This is a genomic window from Alkaliflexus imshenetskii DSM 15055 (assembly GCF_000517065.1).
Taxonomy (GTDB): domain Bacteria; phylum Bacteroidota; class Bacteroidia; order Bacteroidales; family Marinilabiliaceae; genus Alkaliflexus; species Alkaliflexus imshenetskii.
Map to the genome: position 1 here is coordinate 3998573 of NZ_KI912105.1, position 21257 is coordinate 4019829.

Consider the following 21257-nt stretch of genomic DNA (forward strand, 5'->3'; position numbering starts at 1 on the left):
GTATTAACCTAAATTAATATCCAAATGAAAAAAGTTGGTATTTTCTATAGCTTCCGATCGGTAAAAACACATCAGCAAGTAAGAAAGATGATTAAATTACTGGGCGAAGCCAATTGCGAAGAGGTGGATGCCGATGTGGCAACGTTGGAGGATTTCAAAAAATTTGACAATTATATTTTTGCTGTACCTACCTGGTTCGATGGTGAACTTCCTAACTATTGGGATGAGTATCTTCCTGCAATTGAAGATGAAAACTTCAAAGGAAGGAAATTTGCCATATTTGGTGGTGGCGACCAAAAGAACTACCCTGAAAACTTTGTGGATGGAGTTGGTATTATGGCCGAATTTATTGAAGAGCGTGGAGGAAAAGTGGTCGGTTTCACTTCGGTAAAGGGTTATAACTACGAGTCATCCAGAGCACAACGCGACGATAAATTTGTTGGATTGGCTCTAGATATCGAAAATCAGGCTGCCTTAACCAATGAACGTATCGAAAACTGGATTACTGATATTAAAAAGGAGTTTGGTATCAAGTAATCAATGCTATATCCATAAGGCTTCATTTTTAAAGGCAAAATGTCGAAAAAAATGAAGCCGATATTTTGGAACTAAACGCAATTTTGTTACTTTTGTACCCGCAAAACATAACCGGATTGACTCAGTAGCTCAGTTGGTAGAGCACATCCCTTTTAAGGATGGGGTCCTGAGTTCGAGCCTCAGCTGAGTCACCACTAAAGAGAGATTATCGTACAGATGGTCTCTCTTTTTGTTTGTATACGCATTGCTAAATGCTTAATTGGTGGGCATCCCGATTCATCGGGAGTGGTTCTGGGTTCGAATCTAAACTAAAGTCACCATTATTTTTTTAAACATAAAGGGGAGAAGGTTAAAGTAGCACATATCCAATAGAATACATATTTGTAAACACTACTGGTATATGCTATTATTGTCTTAAAACCTACCGCGGTAGGTCGCAAAAATTGGCAGGTATACCGATTTATCAGAAGTGGTTCTTGGTTCGAATCACCTCATGGAGAGATTGTCGCACAGATGGTCTCTTTTTTGTATAAATGCGCATAGACCTTCCACTGCAACGACAAAACAACATTAGTATAGAAAGCATACTGTTTTAAAGCCTGCTAATACCTCTGCGCAATACAGCTGATTTAAAAGTTGCATAACTCAAATGCACCAGCGCCCAATTTCGCTCTCAACTTTTGCGTTATAGCATCTCGCGTCCAACCTGAAAGACAACTACACCAAAACCCGGTTAAACGACGCTTTTTGGCTATCTAAATACCTCTTTCATCAAACCATTGTCAATCGAATGATACAAGTACACTGCAAAATAAAATCTTATCGAATCCGTGTATGAGACAGTGAGAAAAAAGCAGCAGAAAAGTAATTAACATAACCAAGCAGTTTTATAGCGGCTGTAGAACTGTGGCTTGACGGATGGTAAGAAATATGAAAAATCCACTAATCGCTTAACTTTCACATAAGGAAAACACAATAGCAACAAATGCCAAAATCTTTTAGCAATATGGCTATTCATACTCCAGAGGTAAGGTGGGAAAGTAGAGTGGGATAGGACAGGTGATGTTTGCCATTGAAAATATCATTATTTTACAAATGTATCGCTTCTGCGTAGGACTATAATTCATATACAATACATTAAATCACAAACCATAAATATCACACAATCAATAAATTATAAACTAAATCTAAATTAATAAATTAACAACATCTGCACTATTCATGTATAAATATGCAGTCGGAGGCTAAAAGGTAATCATATAAGCACATATAACATTAAATATCAGTATTTTATAGTGACTATATAAATCAATAATACACTTTTGAATCGAAAACTTAAGTAAGCACAGCAAACCAAGCAATTAGCGCAGATAGAAGTTCTGAATCGCGCTTAAAATGCCATAATTACAAGCATTCAAAAGTCTGTATTACCCTACTATTAAACATTCAGGTCAACTATAAATCAGGATGATATACATATTCTGTTGAAGTATTAGTTGTAAACAGCCTTTACGTTACAAGTGTATAGTGGATAAAGAAGGTAGTGCGATTACAAATGTAACATAAACGATCGCGCTCGCATGTTTGCATTTTGTAAATATGCTGTTTATATTTGTAATGTACATTTTTCATTTATGATGATTGCCTTAAATGGAAATATCAGTCCGGCAAGAAACAGCTTCAGAACAGTTTTAATCTTTCACAAATGAGAACAAGACTACAACACTTAATGGATAGAGAGGGGATAAGTCCTACCCGCTTTGCTGAAATTGTCGGCGTTCAGCGTTCAAGTGTGAGTCACATTCTATCAGGCAGAAACAACCCAAGCCTGGATTTCATTCAAAAAATTCTGACGGCTTTTCCAAAGCTCAACAGCGATTGGCTTATAACTGGCAAAGGCGATGTTTACCGCCAAATTGTAAGTCAAACCGATAATGATCCTGCGCCAGTGCCAGCTCCGGGACAACTCACAGATGGCCATTCTGCCCAAAATCTCTTTTCACTGCTCAAAGATGAAGCGCCTGCTAAATATCATGTGGCGCATAATCCGGACAAGGAAAACAGCACTGTTACTCACAAGCAAGATGATGTTGCCACGATGGGAAATGGAGGTATCGGGCAAGAATTATCTGAAAGTAATGTCGAAAAGATTGTCATTTTCTATAAAGACCGTACATTTCGTGAGTACAGGCCAGCCTAAACGCTACGTATTTAATCCAAATTTAGGGATATTCTATTGCAACTTCACTTGCCCATTATCCGGCAAAAAGCACTATATTTGAGCGAAAATTACTCGTTTACATCTGTAAATACTATTGGATTTCATGAAATATCTGCACGATTTTACTATTGTCAACAATGAGCGCCAAACGGATGATTTCGTAGTATTAACGCTACAATACGATGGTGCTTTGCCCAGGATGATGCCGGGGCAGTTTGCCGAGGTTAAAGTTGACCATACCCCGACGGCCTATTTGCGTCGTCCTCTCTCTATTCATGATGTGAATTATGAACAAAATCAGATTAAGCTGTTGATTCAGGAAGTGGGTGATGGTACCCGTACTTTGTGCGCTCTGCCTGCGGGAAGTCGGCTAAATTTGATGTATCCCCTCGGAAAGGGATACGATTTGCCCAATTCCGATAAGGTATTGCTCGTAGGAGGAGGATGCGGTGTGGCGCCTTTGCTTTTTCTTGGACGCCATCTTAAACAACACGGTATCACACCACGTTTCCTGATAGGTGCCCGCACGGCAAGTGCGCTTGTTCGCCTGGATGCTTACCGTGAGTTGGGAGAGGTCTTAGTGACCACGGAGGATGGTTCAATGGGGCAAAAAGGATTTGTGATTCATCATCCGGTGATGCGAACTGATAGTCCCGATTTTGACTGGATATACACATGTGGCCCTGATGCCATGATGAAAGCCCTTGCCAAATATGCACGACATCGGGATATAACCTGCCAGGTATCGCTCGAAAATCGCATGGCATGCGGTTTTGGAGCTTGCCTCTGTTGCGTGACACCAACCCAGGATGGTCACAAATGTACGTGTGTGGATGGACCTGTTTTTGACTCAAAATATTTACAATGGTAGATTTATCAGTTAAGCTGGGCAACATTACCCTTAAAAACCCGGTGATGACCGCCAGTGGCACTTTCGGTTATGGCGAAGAGTATGCCGATTTTATTGATATTGATGCCCTGGGAGGCATTGTGGTTAAAGGTACAACCCTGCATCCACGACAAGGTAATCCCTATCCCAGAATGGCGGAAACGCCCATGGGCATGCTCAATGCGGTGGGATTACAAAACAAAGGTGTTGATGGATTCATTGATGACATTTATCCCCGAATCTGTCACTTCAACACGGCTATTTTTGTGAATGTCTCTGGCTCAACCATCGAAGAGTATGTGGAGACTGCTGCAAAAATCAATGAATTGGAACATATTCCCGGAATCGAGTTGAATATTTCATGCCCAAACGTGAAAGAGGGTGGAATGGCCTTTGGAACCAGCTGTCCATCAGCTGTGGCTGTTACAAAAGCTGTGCGGGATGTTTACAAAAAGCACCTCATGGTGAAGTTGTCGCCCAACGTGACAGATGTAACGGAGATAGCCAAAGGTGTGGAAGGTGCTGGAGCCGATTCAGTATCACTCATTAACACGCTTTTGGGAATGGCCATCAATGCAAAAACACGCCGGCCTGAGCTTTCAACCATCACAGGCGGACTATCCGGTCCGTGTGTCAAGCCTGTAGCACTTCGTATGGTTTGGCAAGTTTCAAAATCGGTCAAAATACCAGTTGTAGGCATGGGAGGCATCAGTTCTGCCGAAGACGCCATCGAGTTTCTTCTGGCAGGGGCTTCGGCCATTCAAATAGGAACTGCCAATTTTGTGGATCCAAAAATCACAGTGAAAGTGATTGAGGGCATCAGTGAATATCTGCAAGTCAACAACATAAACTCAGCGAGGGAATTAACCGGAGCGTTAATAACTGATTGAGAAACGATTTAAGGACTTAATATATAATATTTTAAACACCGTATTTATCAACCAATTTGTCTGAGTTGTTTCTCTTTGTCCATCAAATTGGTAAGCGGACGAAATTGTCGGCGAATTAATGGCCATTGCGCTGGGTTTTGCTCGAGTAGGGCACAAATCCGGCGCTTGTTTTTTCTAAGTGCATCTGTGATTGCTGGGGCAGTTACTGGTCTGTCCAGAGCTTGACCCACCGCATAACTGGTAATGTCTTCACCCCTTTCATTGAGCGCATTTGCAGCTGCCTCTAGCCGATCGAGGAGTTGGCGGGTACGAGAGAGTTTGCTCTGTACACTCATCTGTTCAACAGGTTGTACGGCCGCTTGTGTGTTTGTTTCAAACACCAGGAACGCAGGATCCAGAACCACTTCATCTAAATTAGAACCAGCATATAACATCATGGCAAAACGGGCTGCTTTGTGCAAAGCGGTGCGTGCTGTCTCAAAATTTCCGGCTGTTGAGAGTTTTTGCAGTGCTTCAGGTGATAAGGTGATGGTAAAGGGATTGTCGGATTGTAGTTGCTGTAGTTCAGCATTTGCCCACTGGGTTATCCATGAAACCAATGCATTGTCGACCGCCGTGGAGGCAGGACGAGCGGTAATCAATTCACGTGTTACACTTGTAAACTCCGTAATGTACTTAGTTACCTCCTGAGCCGAGCGATAATAAAACCGTGCCAACCGAAATACCAATGCACCAATTAAAGCCTTACGAGCCGTGTCCAGTGTGCCTTGTAAACGACTCACCCCAAAATTGCTTTGGTCTTCTCTAAAGAAGAGATAAAAAAGATCGGAATCGCCTTTATCGGAGTATTTCAGTCGCAATGTAAGCACTACGTGATTTTGTTCTGAGAATATTTCAAGCTGCCCCAACTTGTATGAGCTGGCCTCAAAGGGCAGTTGATCAGGATTAATCCATCCATAGCCTTGGTTTTCGGAAAGGAGTGTGGTCAATCGATCCTCAAAACCTTGCAGCAAGAGTTCCCTAAGTCTATATCCATTCCCCTGAGCCACTAACTCTTGTCCGGCCATTTCACCATCTGTCATACGAAAAAGAACAACTATACGGTCAATACCCGGAAATATCTCCGGCCATGCACGCAACAGTTGCTCCCTTGGTGGGGCTGTGATGGAATTTGGAATTGGTTTCACCAGCTGAATTGAATATGAATAAGAGGCTAAAGATAATATTAAGTAAATAATTAAGCAAAATATTAAGTTTGTTTAAGGACGCATTTTACCTTAAGTATGGTTCTTTTTTACTTAAATTTATAGATGATTGGTTTGATAAGTTCATAATTTTAGTAGTCTAAAAGAGTGACGCAGGCGTACCATATGGATGAAGTAATTAAGTAATTACTTCAATTTATTAAGCTTCGGATGTGGTAAATATTTTCTATAGCAACTAAATTGTACATGAAAAAAGGCAGGATAAGCAAACCAATTTATAATGAGCTGCAACATCTCAAAGAGTGGTTCACTAACTATGTAATGGACTTTTTTGATGATCCCATCTATGGTGATGCGAAAAATGCGAAAAACTCAAATGCAGCTATTCTAATGCTGCGCCCGGCGGCCTTGATAGACTATTTAGGATATGTAATCATTATCGTATATAGCAGATTGATCCCATCCATAAAGTATCTGGTGAGATTGTTAGGCCGGAAATTAGAGATGGTTATTATAAGATCGCGCAAAGATTTGAAATACAAGTGCGAATCAGTTCAATTATATCCTTTTAAAAGTAAACAGACCGTACTAGAGTAAGGATAAATTATAAAGTTAGATATTTCACATTTGTATATGAAGGCAATCATACTGCGGATACAATTGTGAACATCACAACCTTCTTGGTATTTTACATTTGTATTTGCAAGCCTGTTTTTCTGTTTACCATCCACAACCATTCTAAAAATAATCAACGGCAATAATACCATTCCTTTTGGCGGGTCAATTCACAGCAATCTTATTATTCCGTTATTTTTATGATTGATGAGCCCCTGATTACATTGTGCGACGAGCGATTTTGGCTATATTCGGGAAAAAATGACTATGAACACAATTGATAAATACCTTTCAAAAGAGAATTTCATCATCCCACTAATTCCATATTGGGGAAAGAGATGCTGTAAATATCTTATTCTCACAGCGCTCATATTGTTAAATACAAACCAGCTGCTCTCTAACCAATTGTCGGATGATGCACATATCTCGATACTCACTTGCGCTCCCGGAGATGAACTTTATAGTATCTTCGGACACACGGCCATTCGAGTTGCTGATCCCACGCACAATTTCGATCTGGTATTTAACTACGGCACCTTTAACTTTAACACTCCAAACTTCTATCTTAAGTTTGCACGTGGACAACTAGACTATATGCTTTCGGTTACTACCTTCGACCGCTTTGTTTACGAATACCGATACGAAGGTCGTTCTGTCTGGGAACAGGTGCTAGATTTGAGTCCATACGAAAAAAAACAGTTGTTTCAGGCACTGCTCATCAATGCAGAACCGGAAAACCGAGCTTACGCCTATCACTTCTTTTTTGACAACTGTGCCACTCGGGTGCGCGACATAGCTGTGAGACACTTTGTTGATGATGTGGTGTTCGATGTGCCACAATATATTGGAACGATGACCTTTCGCCACGCCATAGGTTCATATCTTCAAGAGAAACCATGGATAAAGCTGGGGCTTGATTTGTTGCTTGGGCAACCAACCGATGACAAAGTAGATGCTTCCTCGGTGCAGTTTCTGCCCGATTATCTGATGTGGCAGTTTGATGCAGCCCACACAGCCAGCGGCGGACAAGGACTTGTGAAAACAACCAATACAATACTACTTTTTGAGCCAGAGAACAAATCCCGAACCGTTTCACCAGCCATTTGGCTTTGGTTGGGACTAATTCCGGTAGTTCTATTAAGTTGGGTCGATTTTAAGTATCAAAAGAGACAATATTGGCTCGATGCTATACTCTTTTCCCTTACAACCCTATTTGGCGCACTTATTATATTTTTATGGTTTTTCACCAGCCATTCTGTGACAGGACCCAACTGGCACATTCTTTGGGCAAACCCACTTCATTTGGCTTTACTTTTTCCTTTCAGAAAAGACACAAAATGGATTGTCAAAACACCTGCCATTATTAGTCTTCTCTTAATCATTGCAAGCTTACTGTTTTTCCCTTTTATGCCACAATACATTCCACCTGCACTCATTCCAGTATGGTTGATGCTTTCGGTTCGCTTGGTTTTACTATTGAAACGATGTAAGTTTTGAACATTTTATAAATATCTGCTGTTACCTATAAGGTATTCATTAATCGCATAAGGACAATAACAACTGGTTTGAGATAAGCTTTAAAGTTGTACGAATCTCGATATCTCTACAAGCCGGTTCATATATCTGAAATTATCGGGATACCTCACTCTTAGTGTTTAACAATTAAAAACAGATACATGCGTAAGTTTCTCGTAATCTTAACCATACTTTTTGCATCGGCCAATCTTTTTGCACAAAAAAGGTCAGTGCCAGATATTGCGATTGACCAGCTTTTAAAAAGAATAGAAAGCCCTTCGGATACAATTTATGTGGTAAACTTCTGGGCAACCTGGTGTCTGCCTTGCGTTAAAGAGATTCCTGAATTCAATAAAATTCCTGATTCATTCCGTCAAAAACCAGTTAAAGTTATCATGGCAAATCTCGATTTCCCCAACCAGAAAGCATCCCGACTTATGCCATTCCTTGAAAAACATGCCATAAAGGGAGAAGTCGTGATGGCCATAACGCCTCGTGGTGGGGACTGGATTGAACGAGTTAATAAAAGCTGGAGTGGCGCCATTCCGGCCACCATATTTTTACACAAGGGAAAGCAATCTTTTCACGAAGGCGAAATAGACTATCAAGCGATAGAGAAATATATCAACACACTCTTTTAAAAATTTCACAAATCATAAACTATTTAAAGATGAAAACAATGAAACACATCCTTCTGGCAATGGCACTTGTGCTTGGCATGGGTGTAACCGCACAATTAAAAGTTGGAGACAAAGCTCCATCGTTTAATCTGAAGAACATAGATGGTAAAAAAGTATCTCTGGATGATTACAAAGACCAAAAAGGGGTAGTTGTAGTTTTCACCTGCAACCATTGTCCCTATGCCGTGCTTTATGAAGCTCGCCTGGTTGAACTACAAAAACAGTTTGGACCCAAAAAGTTTCCGATCATAGCCATCAATCCAAATGACTCAACCATTGTTCCAGCGGATGGTTTTTCGAAAATGATTACCAATGCTGCTGAAAAAGGTTTCAATTTCCCTTACTTGCTCGATGATGAGCAACTATTCAAAAAATATGGAGCCACCCGTACGCCCCACGTTTATCTGCTGAAAAACGAAGGCAAGCACTTCTCTGTAGCCTATATTGGCGCCATCGACGACAATCCACAAGACGCCTCTGATGTGAAAGATGCCTATGTAGCTCAGGCAATTGAAGCCATTCTTGCTGGTAACAAACCAAAAGTAACGGAGACCAGAGCAGTTGGATGCACAATCAAATTCAAATAGCAATTCAAGAATATTTTTACTATAAATACAGCATGTTGGTGGCTTCTGTGACATCAACATGCTGTTTTTTATAACCTTTTTGCAAAAAATGCGTACTTTTGTGCATACTCAGATTTTGAATTTTATGCACTTCAAATATAAATCATTGCTTATTGCAGCCGGGCTTTGCGCAGGAATGGCTGCGAAATACCTCACCGGGCCATCCATACAAACATTCGGAACCGACTTTACACCACCTGTTCCAATGGCCGTATCATTGCGCATCCCAGCTATGTTTTCAGAAGACAAAACATTTTCGCAGATAGACAGGCGCATGGATAGATTCATGAACCGCTGGGAGTTGGCTGGTGCATCTGTAGCAATTGCTCAGGATGGGAAGCTCGTTTTTGCCAAAGGGTATGGGTATGCAGACTCGGAGAACAGAGAAAAAGCTGAGCCACACCATCTATTTCGTGTTGCAAGTATATCAAAGCTGATAACCGCGGCCGGAATCATGAAACTGGTGGAGGAGAACAAGCTGAGTCTTCATGACAAGGTATTTGGATCTAATGGTATTCTCAATGTGGCTCCGTTCAATGACTACCTCGACAGAAGGGTTGAGAACATTGAGGTTATACACCTGTTAAACCATTCTGGCGGATGGAGCAACCGATGGGGCGACCCAATGTTTATGCCTCAGACTGTAGCTACCGGATTGGGCAAAGAGTTGCCAGTGAGCGACGAAGACATTATTTCATTCATGCTTGGAAAAAGACTCCATTTTCCTCCGGGAACCATGTCATCCTATTCAAATCTGGGTTATGCCATTTTAGGTCGTATTATTGAAGCCAGAAGTGGGCAGGACTATGAGTCGTTTATACGGACACGACTGTTGTACCCATTGGGAATCTTTGACATGCGATTAGGAGGAAGTTTCCCTGAAGAGCGTGCTGAGTTGGAAGTAAAGTATTACGAGCCGGCAGGACAGATGCTTGTAGATGATTTTACAGGCAATGGGCAAAAAGTACCACGCTCATACGGCGGCAACGACATACGCACGCTTGGAGCCGCCGGCGGATGGATAGCCTCGGCCACTGATTTGTTGAAATTTCTTCTCGCCATAGACGGAATGCCTTATCCTGAGGACATTCTAACCCCCGAAAGTATTGAAATAATGACCACACCTGTACGCCCTGGTTTTCAACCTCTTGGATGGCGCGGCGCTTCATCAGACCGCTGGGTTCGTACAGGAACGCTTTCAGGCACATCCACACTTATGGTGCGACGTTCAGATGGCATATCGTATGTGGTACTATTTAATAGCAATACCTGGAAAGGACCAATGCTTTCAACCGAGATAAGAACACTAATGGATCAGGCAATTGCGCAGACAAATAGCTGGCCCTCACACGATTTATTTGAAGTGGCTCAAAATCAATATGAAACGCACAGCTACTACTCATCGCACTGATTAATAACAAAATAAGACATAGATTAAAGAGCGTTATCACTGCGGTAGCGCTCTTTTTGTTTTCAGGAATTCTCACATCAGTGTTATCATTTAAAACACTGGCCAAGATAAGTCGATTACGGGATTACTTGGATTTACTGTATCGGTTTCAACATTGATAGCCATCAAATATTTGGCGATAGTGTATTTTAAAGCAGGCTGTAGCTTTTAAAGCCTTATCACGATGGATTCGTCAACCACACGCTAGAATAGGAAACCACATTGGTATCAGCAAAAATGCCAAACACGCCAGTCTTATAATTGACATTATGATAAATATAATATATTAAAAGAAATCCGGCAAGCCGGACTCCTTTTAAATCAGTTAAACTATTGAAGCGCTTTTAATTTCGCATCAATTACATCATATTTATCCATCATCTCAAAACGATAGTATAAACCACGTAAAGTTTCGAGAACCATCACATCTTCAGGACGCAGCTCATGTGCCTTTTCCATGTAAGGAAGTGACTCGCGGAAAGTAGCATCAGCTTTTTTGCGCTCCACTTCAAACTTACGGAAATCGGTAATATCATTGGCAACACGCATTTGATCGGCAGCACGGTTATAGATAATTACCCCCAAATTAAGCATTGGCTCAAAATAGTCAGGCTTAAGATCAAGTGCTTTTTTGTAGTCTTTCTCAGCATTTTCATAATCCTTGCTCCAATCGTGCAATACACCACGCGCATAATAGAAACTGTAGTTATTGGGATCGTTGTTGATAGCAGTCTCAAGATACGCAAGCGCCTCTTCGTTTTGCTGTGTTTGCAGGAAGAAATTGATCAATGTGGTTAAAATGCGGTCGTCCTGTGGGAAAAGCTCGTAACCCCTCTTCAGGTTTGGCGTAATCTTAGCGGAATCACCTGACTCGGTGTACACTTCGTGAAGCAATAAGATGGCATCACCCTCGCCATAACGCAAATCGATGGCCTTAAGGAAATAGTTCTCAGCTTTTTTCCAGTTTTGACTTCTGCTGGCAGCCAATCCGGTGTAATAGATAAAAACAGAGTCTGCAGGTAAGTTATCTTTAGCATACAAAGGCAACTTATTCAGATTGATCACACTTTCGAAAGCATTCATAGCAAAGGTGTAATCCTCGTTATTAAACGCCTCGATACCTGCATTTTGCAATTCAGGCATAAAGAACGTAAGTGCAACTTTAATCTCCTTCTCTGAGCGTCCTACATTGCGGCCACGTGCGTCACCCTGCTGATCAAGCTCAGCTGCACGCTTGTAATGACCAGCGGCTTCGAGAACTTTATCCTGACCGCCACCCTTCTTATACTCTTCGGTAGCTAGGCGAGCAGCCACAACATAAGTCCTGGGCCAATCTTTACTTTTATCGTGCTGAAAAGCATCTTCCAGCCGTTGCCTTGCAGCTTTTAAATCGCCGTTATCAATAAAAGCGGATGCTGCAGTCACACGTCCTCTTTGAGCATGAACAGCAGAAATTGCAATCATTGCGATTAATAGAAATAATACTCTTTTCATTGTTGTCTGTTTTTGTGTATTCTGATTTAGCTAATCAAATTTAAAACAATATGTGAATAAAACATTAAGCGTTTTCTTCCTCACTATCATTAACATCCGGAACATCGACATCGGTTGCATCCGGCACAAGCAACTCTTCCTCGAGACGTTCGGCAAGCACTTTGGTAACAGAGGCAATGGCATCCTGCTTTTTGTCCAAATTGATTAACCTCACCCCTTGCGTTGCTCTACCAGTGGTTCGAAGGTCGGCTACCGCCACTCTTAAGGTGATACCTGACTTATTAATAATCATAAGGTCATTGTCGTCGGTCACACTCTTAATGCTGATTAAATCCCCGGTTTTATCTGTGATTTTCATGGTTTTAACACCCTTTCCACCACGGTTTGTCACCCGGTAATCCTCTATCTTTGAGCGTTTTCCATAACCTTTTTCGGATACCACCAGGATGTCCTCTGTCATATTCTTGACACAAACCATGCCAACCACTTCATCATTATCAGATTCAAGAGTTATCCCTTTGACACCCTGACCAGTACGTCCAATACATCTCACAGTGGATTCATTGAAACGGATGGCTCTACCTGAGCGGGTAGCCATCAGAATTTCGTTTCTGCCATTGGTCAAACGAGCCTGAATCAACTCATCATCGTCTTTTATTGTAATGGCATTCACACCATTTTGGCGAGGACGAGAGTAATCAGCAAGAAGAGATTTCTTAATAACCCCTTTCTTTGTGCCCATCACAATGTAATGCGAATTTGTAAACTCCACATCGTCGGCCAGTCTCTTCACGCGCATCACTGCCTTAACGGCATCATCCGGATCTATGTTGAGTAGATTTTGGATGGCTCTACCCTTTGAGTTTTTAGCACCTTCAGGTATCTCATATACTTTGAGCCAGAAACAGCGACCTTTCTTAGTAAAGAACATCAGCGTGTTGTGCATTGAAGCGGGGTAAATATGCTCAATGAAATCCTCATCACGCGTAGAACTTCCCTTCGCTCCTACTCCCCCTCTGTTTTGGGTTTTAAACTCGCTTAAAGGCGTACGTTTGATATATCCAAGATGAGAAATGGTAATAATCATCTCATCGTTGGCATAGAAATCTTCGGGATTAAACTCTTCAGATGCATATACAATTTCGGTACGTCGTCCATCCTTGTATTTAGTCTTAATCTCGAAGAGTTCATTTTTTATGATCTCCATTCTTAAATGCACATGTTCAAGAACATCCTTCAAACGGGCTATCTCTTTTAGTAGCGCCTCATACTCTTCGCGAAGTTTACCTTGCTCGAGACCTGTAAGCTGGCGTAAACGCATCTCAACGATGGCGCGCGCCTGTATGTCGCTCAACTCGAACCGTTTAATCAAGTTTTCCCGAGCCTCATCAGGCGTTTGAGCTGCCCTGATAATTCGGATAACTTCATCGATATTGTCACTGGCAATTATCAGTCCTTCAAGAATGTGTGCCCGCTTTTCAGCCTGATCAAGTTCGAAACGGGTGCGTCTCGTAACCACATCGTGGCGGTGCTCCACAAAGCATGAAATCAGCTCCTTAAGGTTGAGTAACTGAGGACGCCCTTTCACCAAGGCAATGTTGTTTACTCCAAAGGAAGATTGAAGCGCAGTATATTTATAGAGATGATTGAGTACCACATTGGCAATGGCGTCCCTCTTAAGGTCGACCACAATTCGCATACCATCCCTATCTGATTCATCGTTTACATTTGAAATGCCCTCAATTTTCTTCTCATTAACCAAGTCGGCAATCTTCATGATAAGCTCAGCCTTGTTAACGAGATATGGTATTTCGGTAATAACGATTTTCTCGCGACCGTTTTTATCGGTCTCCACATCCGTTTTGGCACGAATAACAACACGTCCGCGTCCGGTGGCATAAGCCTCCTTCACACCCTGGTATCCATAGATTATTCCGCCTGTTGGAAAATCAGGCGCTTTTACGATGGTTACCAGCTCGTCTATTGAGACATCGTTATTATCAATGTAAGTGATGATTGCATCAACAACGTCGGAGAGGTTATGTGGAGCCATGTTAGTTGCCATCCCAACCGCGATACCGGAAGCACCATTTACCAGCAACAGAGGCACACGTGTAGGCAGTACAGTTGGCTCCTTGAGCGAATCGTCAAAGTTAAGCTGAAAATCTACCGTGTCCTTATCAATATCGAGCAGTGTTTCTTCCGATAGTTTATTCAGACGGGCTTCGGTATAACGCATAGCAGCAGGGCTATCACCGTCAACAGAGCCAAAGTTACCTTGACCGTCGACCAGTGGATATCTCATACTCCACACCTGTGCCATACGCACCATCGCGAAATATACTGACGAGTCACCATGCGGGTGATACTTACCAAGTACTTCTCCCACAATACGAGCAGACTTTTTATAAGGCTTACCCGAACTTAAACCAAGGTCGTTCATGCCGTATAACACGCGGCGGTGAACAGGTTTTAAGCCATCGCGCACATCGGGCAATGCTCTGGAAACGATTACCGACATCGAATAATCGATGTAGGCAGATTTCATTTCCTCTTCGATGTTAATCTTTATTATTCTATCTCCTTCAATCATTTAAAACAATCTTTAGATGAGCTGGAACACAAAAAGAGGCCTGCTTTAAGACCCCTTTTTTGATCGCACTAAATTAATCATTATTCCCGTAAGAATAAAATATGCAGCGATTGATTTTATTAACATCTCGAGGAGGTGTGATAATTGTTTAAAATGTACTATTTTTGGGAAAGCTTTCGACGCATTGCACTTCATTTGCGAACAAAGAAAACCCTTAATCCGTTTAACTGAATCTAGACTTATTCCTGAACCGAAGTACAATAGTATATGGATTTAAACTACTCATCCAGGGTAAGAGATGTACTTACCTTTAGCAAAGAAGAAGCACAACGATTGGGCAATCAGTTTGTTGCACCTGAGCATTTAATGCTTGGCCTGTTGCGGCAACCGGAAGGCAAGGCGCTTCGATTACTTGAACGCCTGAAAGTGGATTTTGAACAGCTGCGTGAAACCATTGAGGACAGGATTAAAGGGCCAAAGCCATTAAATCATACTGAAAATCTGCCCCTGCTAAAATCCACTGAACAAGTGCTCAAACTGGTGCACCTGGAAGCGCGTTCGCTTAAAAGTGAAAAGGTTACAACCTTACATTTGTTGCTTGCCCTACTCAGGGATTCACACGGAACAATTGCAAATATCATGGAAGAATTCAACGTAAAATATGATCCGCTTAAACATCAGCTGACCAAACAAAATCCCATCGCCCGGTCGCAGATGCCTGATGATGATGATCAGGATAGTCCGTTTGGTAGCGGAGGAGCCGACAATCCAAAACAAAGTGGGAAAACCACGAGCGAAACGCCAGTGCTCGATAACTTTGGCATTGATATTACCAAGGCAGCCGAAGAGGGTCGTCTGGATCCGATAGTTGGGCGCGAGAGGGAAATTGAACGTCTGGCGCAGATACTTAGCCGCCGAAAAAAGAACAATCCAATTTTGATCGGAGAACCGGGTGTTGGAAAATCAGCAATAGCCGAAGGATTGGCACTGCGCATTGTGGAGCGCAAAGTGTCGCGGGTATTGTTTGGCAAACGCGTTGTTACACTTGATCTTGCCTCGATTGTAGCAGGCACCAAATACCGCGGACAATTTGAAGAGCGGGTGAAAGCCATACTTAATGAACTATCGAAAAATCCTGGCATCATTCTATTTATCGATGAGATACACACCATTGTGGGTGCCGGCGGGGCTACCGGTTCATTGGATGCTGCGAATATGTTAAAACCTGCACTGGCAAGAGGTGAAATTCAGTGTATTGGTGCGACCACACTCGATGAGTACCGGCAACATATCGAAAAAGATGGGGCATTGGAACGTCGTTTCCAGAAAGTGATGGTTGAACCTACCTCTGCCGCTGAGACGTTTGAAATTCTCAACAACATCAAGAGCAAGTATGAAGATCACCACAATGTGTTTTACACACCTGAGGCCATTGATGCGTGCGTTAAACTGACTGAACGATATATTTCGGACAGACACCTGCCGGATAAAGCAATTGATGCCCTTGACGAAGCCGGATCGCGTGTGCACATTTCGAATATTGTTGTACCTGAAACCATATTGGAACTGGAACAGCAAATAGAAGAGATTAAGGAGAATAAAATTAAAGCTGTAAAAGCTCAGAATTTTGAGTTGGCTGCTAGTTTCAGAGACCGTGAGAAGAACCTTATTGAAGATCTGGAACGCAACAAGAGCAAATGGGAAGAGGAACTACAGAAACACCGTGAAACTGTTGATGCCGAGAAGGTAGCAGAAGTGGTGGCAATGATGACCGGCATACCTGTGCAGCGAGTGGCTCAGGCAGAAGGGTCGCGCCTGCTTCAAATGGGCGTACAACTAAAGGGTAAGGTTATTGGTCAGGAAGAAGCCATTCAGAAAATAGTTAAAGCCATTCAACGAAACCGTGCCGGATTAAAAGATCCAAACCGCCCAATAGGCTCATTTGTATTTTTAGGTCCTACAGGTGTTGGAAAAACACATCTCGCTAAAGTCCTCGCACAATATCTTTTTGACACCACAGATGCGCTTATTCGCATTGATATGAGCGAGTATATGGAGAAATTCAGCGTTTCCCGTCTAGTTGGAGCGCCTCCCGGATATATTGGATATGAAGAGGGTGGCCAGTTGACAGAAAAAGTACGTCGACGTCCATATTCAGTTGTATTGTTAGATGAAATTGAAAAAGCGCACCCTGATGTATTCAATCTGATGCTTCAGGTGCTTGACGAAGGACGCCTAACAGACAGCCTTGGCCGACGTGTGGATTTTAAAAATACCATCATCATAATGACATCCAACATTGGCACCCGCGAATTGAAGGACTTTGGACGAGGCGTAGGATTTTCGACACCCACAGCCAAGAGCGACACCGAGTTTGCCAAGGGCGTGATTGAGAAGGCACTCAAAAAAGCATTTGCACCTGAATTCCTAAACCGTATTGATGATGTAATTATCTTCAACAATCTTACAGAAGAAGATATTTACAAGATAATAGAGATAGAGCTTAAAGGTCTGTTTTCACGTGTAGAATCGCTTGGTTACAAGTTGCTTCTTACCGATGAGGCCAAAAACTTTATCGCTACCAAGGGATATGATGTGCAGTATGGCGCACGTCCGCTCAAACGGGCCATTCAAAAGTATCTGGAAGATGAAATGGCTGAAATCATCATCCAGGCATCTATAAGTGAGGGCGATGCGATAGAAGTAGGTTATAATACCGAAACTGAAAAGATTACCACGCGTATTGTTTATAATGCACAAGAGGAAGAGAAAGAGAAACAATCGCAGAAACATGATGACACCTCAAACAACTAGTAAGTTTTTGAAAAACATACAATAACAAAAAATCCCCGAACATCTGTTTTCGGGGATTTTTGTTATGAGATAGTTTGTAAGAATCCAAAAAAAATCCCTGCCATGAACTAATCAGACAGGGATTCTCTATATCTTGACGATTGATTAGTTACCTGACAAGCGACTGTTTACCTCGCGTAAGGAAGCCTGCGCATTCTCATTGTTTGGATCAACAGCCAAAACCTTCTCAAACCAAGGCTTAGCTTCGGCAAATGCAACATTGGCACGGCCAATGATTTCATCATACTGTGACGGATCGGCATTTTGTGCTGAAGCCAAAATTTGTGATGCGCGGTTATAAGGCTCTGCACCCTGACGCATGTAGTATGTAGTGAGCATACGTCTCATGTGTCCAACAACTGAGCTTGACTTGAAATCTTCGAGCGCTTTAAGCAGCACCTCTTCCATCTCAGCTTCGCGTCCAAGGCTATTTAAAGCCTGAGCAACATAAAAAGTAGAAAAGTCGGCACGGTAACCTAAATCCACAGATTTCTGATAATACTCAAGCGCCTTTTCATGATTAGGAGCTTCGGCACGACGAGCACATGTAGCCATGTTAAACACCATCATAGCATCCATATCTTCATCTTCGGGCCATATGGCAAGTGCCTGTTCGTATAATTTAAGTGCCTGGTCAAAATTGTTACTTCTGAGGGCATCATTTCCCTGATTCTTCAATTCGATAAAGCTTGTTTCTTCCTGAGCAAAAAGCCCCAGTGATAAAAACAATAATCCTACAACTGCTAAATACTTCATAATTTCTCTGCTTTTATTAAACTGATTATTCAAATTTATATGTTCCAATTTGATTTGGTCTCTATTCCATTAGAAAAAACCAATGCATATACCTGACATGAATTCTAAAATCCGCGTAAAAATAACAAATTTTAAGAAAGAGGAAAACTTTGCCTCTCTTAAAATTAATTAACATTTATCAAGCATCATGCCATCTTTTCAATTCTGGATTTAAAATCTGAATAATCGGGATTCATAATATCTATACCAGCAGCACCAGACAACTCAAATTCAATACTATAACCACTTTTTTCCAACACACCAGGTAAAAGATCCTCGAGGATTTCACCAAATTTAAAGGGATGCGCAGTTGATACAAAGATTCCAGCTTCATCCTCATCCTTAAGTTGATTGAGTGCAAAATAGGCCGAAGCAGTATGAGGATCCATCAAATAATCCAAGCCATTATACACCTTTTTGATGGTTTCTTGTATCTGGGCATCCGACACAGAAATGGAGATAAGGCTGTTCTTTAAAGTATCGAGATGATTGTTGTACAAATCGTACATACGGCTAAAATTGCTTGGATCACCTACATCCATCGCATTAGCCAAAGTCACAATTGTAGCTTGGGGATCATACTCACCCGATTGGAGAAATCTCGGAACCACATCATTGGCATTGGTTGCAGCAATAAAGCGCTTTACGGGCAATCCCATTTTTGTTGCAAGCATTGCAGCAGTAATATTTCCAAAATTACCACTTGGCACAGCGAATACAGGTAAATCCTGAATGCCAGCCTTACGAAGCTGAGCTGCAGCATAAAAATAGTAAACCATTTGCGGCAATAATCTACCCATGTTAATGGAGTTTGCCGAGGTCATATATATCTTTTGGCGCAGAGCCTCATCGTTAAAGGCATCTTTAACCAATCTCTGGCAATCGTCAAAGCTACCATTCACAGCTATGGCATGTACATTGTCACCAGGTCCGGTAATTTGATACTCCTGGTACGGACTCACCTTTCCGTGCGGGTAAAGCACCACCACTTCGATGCCTTTGACACGATGAAAACCGTGAGCCACTGCCCCACCCGTATCACCGGAAGTAGCTGTGAGCACCATGAGTTTTCTGCTTTCGCCTTGATTAAAGAAACCGAGCAAACGTGAAAGAAAACGCGCACCAACATCTTTGAAAGCCTGTGTGGGGCCATGATACAACTCAAGTGCATACACCCCATCCTCTACCCTTTTAAGAGGAATTTCAAATGAAAAAGTATCTTTCACGATGCGGTTTAGCACATCATCGCTCACATCTTCAGCAACAAAAGGCTTTAGCACATGAAAAGCAATCTCGGAAAGCTCCATGGTATGAAAGTCACGAATAAAGCCCTCGTCCAATGTTGGAATAAATTCTGGCATAAAAAGACTTCCATCAGGGGCCAGTCCTTTAAATAAAACCTCCTTAAGAGAAAAACGCTGGCCTTTGGAGCCCAAACTTATATATTTCATTGTAAGTCAATTAATCAATTAAAAAAAACTATCGAGACACATCATCAAAAAACATATCCAGAATTGAATCCCCTTCGACCTCGCCAAAGGATCCATTTTTCACCGAATCCTCATTAAGTTGCTGCACATCATCGGGCTTAAGATTGGGCTTAATCATCATAAACGGCACCGGCGCATGTGTATGCGTTCGAAGGTTACAAGGAGTTGGATGGTCAGGTAATAGCAAAAATGAGAATGGTGAATCGAGCTTGGAAAGGCCCTCCCAGAGCGGCTTTAACAAACGTCGATCAAAATCTTCGATGACACGCTTTTTCAGCCGAAAATCGCCTTCATGGCCGGCTTCATCCATTGCCTCAACGTGAAGAAAAACAAACGGATGACGGTTAAGTGCATCGAGAGCTGCCGCCGCTTTACCTTCATAATTTGTGTCATGAAGACCTGTAGCCCCTTCCACAAATATGGATTCCAATCCGGCCAGTTTTCCGATGCCATGAATCAAATCCACAGCTGAAATCACACCTCCCGATTCAATTGCGAAACGGTCACGAAACGATGGGAATGCCGGTCTGTAACCTGGAGACCAAGGCCAGATACAATCGGCACACTTCTTTCCAGCAGCTTTGCGTTTTAGGTTTACCGGATGGTTGGCGAGAACAGCAACAGATTGCTCCATCAAGTCGCAAAGTAAAGCCGCCGTTTCATTGCCCTCGGCAGATTCAGCCACAGGGAATAGCGGTTTGGCAGGCTTTCCGGGATGGTCATGTGGCGGAATACATTTTACACCCACATTAGCACCTTTTAAAACAAGGATGTGGCGATAGCTCGTACCGGGATAGAATTTTACTGTGCTGCTACCCAGCACATTGTTAAGCGCAGAGATTAACTCTGCTGCCTCGGCCGAGGTAATGTGGCCGGCAGAGTGATTTATGAGCACATCTTGTTCGAGAGAAACCAAATTGCACCTGAATACCAAATCATCAGGTTCAGACTCTATTCCTAAAGCAGCAGCCTCAAGCACCCCTCTACCCTGAAAATATTTGCCAGGATGGTAACCCAGAATGTTCATGTTTGCAATCTCGCTGCCCGGATGAAAACCCTGAGGCACAGTGTGAACCAATCCGGTGGCGGATTTCCGGCATATTTCGTCCATAACAGGCGTATCCGCAGCCATTACCGGGGTTAGTCCACCAAATTCATCGATGGGCTCATCAGCCATTCCATCAGCCAGAACAACAATATATTTCATCCGTATAGAATTTTATTAATTAGCGGTTGAATGTGACACAAAACCATATAGATTCATGACCGTACCTATCACAATCATGGGTGCTACATCAAATAACTCTTTTAAATTTGAGATGAACGAAACTTACCATAAAAACATCTACTTGTGCAGGTAAAACCTAATCACAGCACGATTCAAGTACTCAAATTTTGATATTT

At 42.3% G+C, this 21257-nt stretch carries 16 protein-coding genes and 1 tRNA gene; 11 read left to right on the plus strand and 6 right to left on the minus strand.

Annotated elements, in window-relative coordinates; all coding sequences use genetic code 11:
- The first annotated feature begins 24 nt into the window (after positions 1–24).
- The 5 genes from ALKIM_RS0116580 to ALKIM_RS0116600 all read left to right on the plus strand — a co-directional run bounded on the left by ALKIM_RS0116580 (position 25) and on the right by ALKIM_RS0116600 (position 4537).
- A complete protein-coding gene (locus ALKIM_RS0116580) occupies positions 25–537 on the plus strand; it encodes a flavodoxin (RefSeq protein WP_026475628.1) in 513 nt (170 codons plus the stop codon).
- 118 nt (positions 538–655) lie between these two features.
- Positions 656–731: transfer RNA gene (locus tag ALKIM_RS0116585), tRNA-Lys, on the plus strand.
- A 1511-nt stretch (positions 732–2242) separates the two neighbouring features.
- Entirely contained in the window at positions 2243–2737 is a 495-nt protein-coding gene (locus ALKIM_RS19455) for a helix-turn-helix domain-containing protein (protein WP_084555925.1), read from the plus strand.
- Between the two features lie 124 nt (positions 2738–2861).
- A complete protein-coding gene (locus tag ALKIM_RS0116595) occupies positions 2862–3629 on the plus strand; it encodes a dihydroorotate dehydrogenase electron transfer subunit (RefSeq protein ID WP_026475629.1) in 768 nt (255 codons plus the stop codon).
- Entirely contained in the window at positions 3623–4537 is a 915-nt protein-coding gene (locus ALKIM_RS0116600) for a dihydroorotate dehydrogenase (protein ID WP_026475630.1), read from the plus strand. The genes ALKIM_RS0116595 and ALKIM_RS0116600 overlap by 7 nt, the downstream gene beginning before the upstream one ends.
- Before the next feature lie 47 nt (positions 4538–4584).
- Here the strand turns inward: ALKIM_RS0116600 and ALKIM_RS0116605 are convergent, their stop codons facing one another.
- The gene (locus tag ALKIM_RS0116605; protein WP_026475631.1) at positions 4585–5724 is read right to left on the minus strand and encodes a hypothetical protein; all 1140 of its coding nucleotides are present in this window, start codon (positions 5722–5724) and stop codon (positions 4585–4587) included.
- Between the two features lie 264 nt (positions 5725–5988).
- Here ALKIM_RS0116605 and ALKIM_RS0116610 point away from each other — a divergent pair, with 264 nt between their 5' ends.
- The 5 genes from ALKIM_RS0116610 to ALKIM_RS18960 all read left to right on the plus strand — a co-directional run bounded on the left by ALKIM_RS0116610 (position 5989) and on the right by ALKIM_RS18960 (position 10589).
- Positions 5989–6339, plus strand: a complete 351-nt coding sequence (locus ALKIM_RS0116610) for a hypothetical protein (RefSeq protein ID WP_026475632.1) — start codon at positions 5989–5991, stop codon at positions 6337–6339.
- A gap of 279 nt (positions 6340–6618) precedes the next feature.
- Positions 6619–7854 (plus strand): Lnb N-terminal periplasmic domain-containing protein, encoded by a 1236-nt coding sequence (locus ALKIM_RS18955; RefSeq protein ID WP_084555927.1) that lies wholly within the window; start codon positions 6619–6621, stop codon positions 7852–7854.
- Between the two features lie 179 nt (positions 7855–8033).
- Positions 8034–8513 (plus strand): TlpA family protein disulfide reductase, encoded by a 480-nt coding sequence (locus ALKIM_RS0116620; RefSeq protein WP_026475633.1) that lies wholly within the window; start codon positions 8034–8036, stop codon positions 8511–8513.
- Between the two features lie 29 nt (positions 8514–8542).
- A complete protein-coding gene (locus tag ALKIM_RS0116625; RefSeq protein ID WP_026475634.1) occupies positions 8543–9139 on the plus strand; it encodes a thioredoxin family protein in 597 nt (198 codons plus the stop codon).
- A 124-nt stretch (positions 9140–9263) separates the two neighbouring features.
- Positions 9264–10589: a serine hydrolase domain-containing protein gene (locus ALKIM_RS18960; RefSeq protein WP_044118401.1), complete on the plus strand. Its 1326-nt coding sequence runs from the start codon at positions 9264–9266 to the stop codon at positions 10587–10589.
- 369 nt (positions 10590–10958) lie between these two features.
- Here ALKIM_RS18960 and ALKIM_RS0116635 read toward each other — a convergent pair whose 3' ends face one another.
- Positions 10959–12122: a tetratricopeptide repeat protein gene (locus ALKIM_RS0116635; RefSeq protein WP_026475635.1), complete on the minus strand. Its 1164-nt coding sequence runs from the start codon at positions 12120–12122 to the stop codon at positions 10959–10961.
- A gap of 64 nt (positions 12123–12186) precedes the next feature.
- Complete coding sequence (gyrA, locus tag ALKIM_RS0116640; RefSeq protein WP_026475636.1) at positions 12187–14715, minus strand: DNA gyrase subunit A; 2529 nt, start codon at positions 14713–14715, stop codon at positions 12187–12189.
- A 267-nt stretch (positions 14716–14982) separates the two neighbouring features.
- Here gyrA and ALKIM_RS18965 point away from each other — a divergent pair, with 267 nt between their 5' ends.
- Positions 14983–17529 carry an ATP-dependent Clp protease ATP-binding subunit gene (locus ALKIM_RS18965; protein ID WP_044118039.1) on the plus strand — a complete coding sequence of 849 codons (2547 nt, stop codon included), beginning with the start codon at positions 14983–14985 and terminating at the stop codon, positions 17527–17529.
- Between the two features lie 144 nt (positions 17530–17673).
- Here the strand turns inward: ALKIM_RS18965 and ALKIM_RS0116650 are convergent, their stop codons facing one another.
- From ALKIM_RS0116650 to ALKIM_RS0116660, 3 genes are all read right to left on the minus strand, one after another.
- Positions 17674–18324 (minus strand): tetratricopeptide repeat protein, encoded by a 651-nt coding sequence (locus ALKIM_RS0116650; protein ID WP_026475637.1) that lies wholly within the window; start codon positions 18322–18324, stop codon positions 17674–17676.
- Positions 18325–18509: 185 nt separating this feature from the next.
- Positions 18510–19814 carry a threonine synthase gene (thrC, locus tag ALKIM_RS0116655; protein WP_026475638.1) on the minus strand — a complete coding sequence of 435 codons (1305 nt, stop codon included), beginning with the start codon at positions 19812–19814 and terminating at the stop codon, positions 18510–18512.
- A gap of 28 nt (positions 19815–19842) precedes the next feature.
- Positions 19843–21060, minus strand: coding sequence for a cofactor-independent phosphoglycerate mutase (locus tag ALKIM_RS0116660; RefSeq protein WP_026475639.1), 1218 nt, complete (start codon positions 21058–21060; stop codon positions 19843–19845).
- Positions 21061–21257 lie beyond the last annotated feature (197 nt).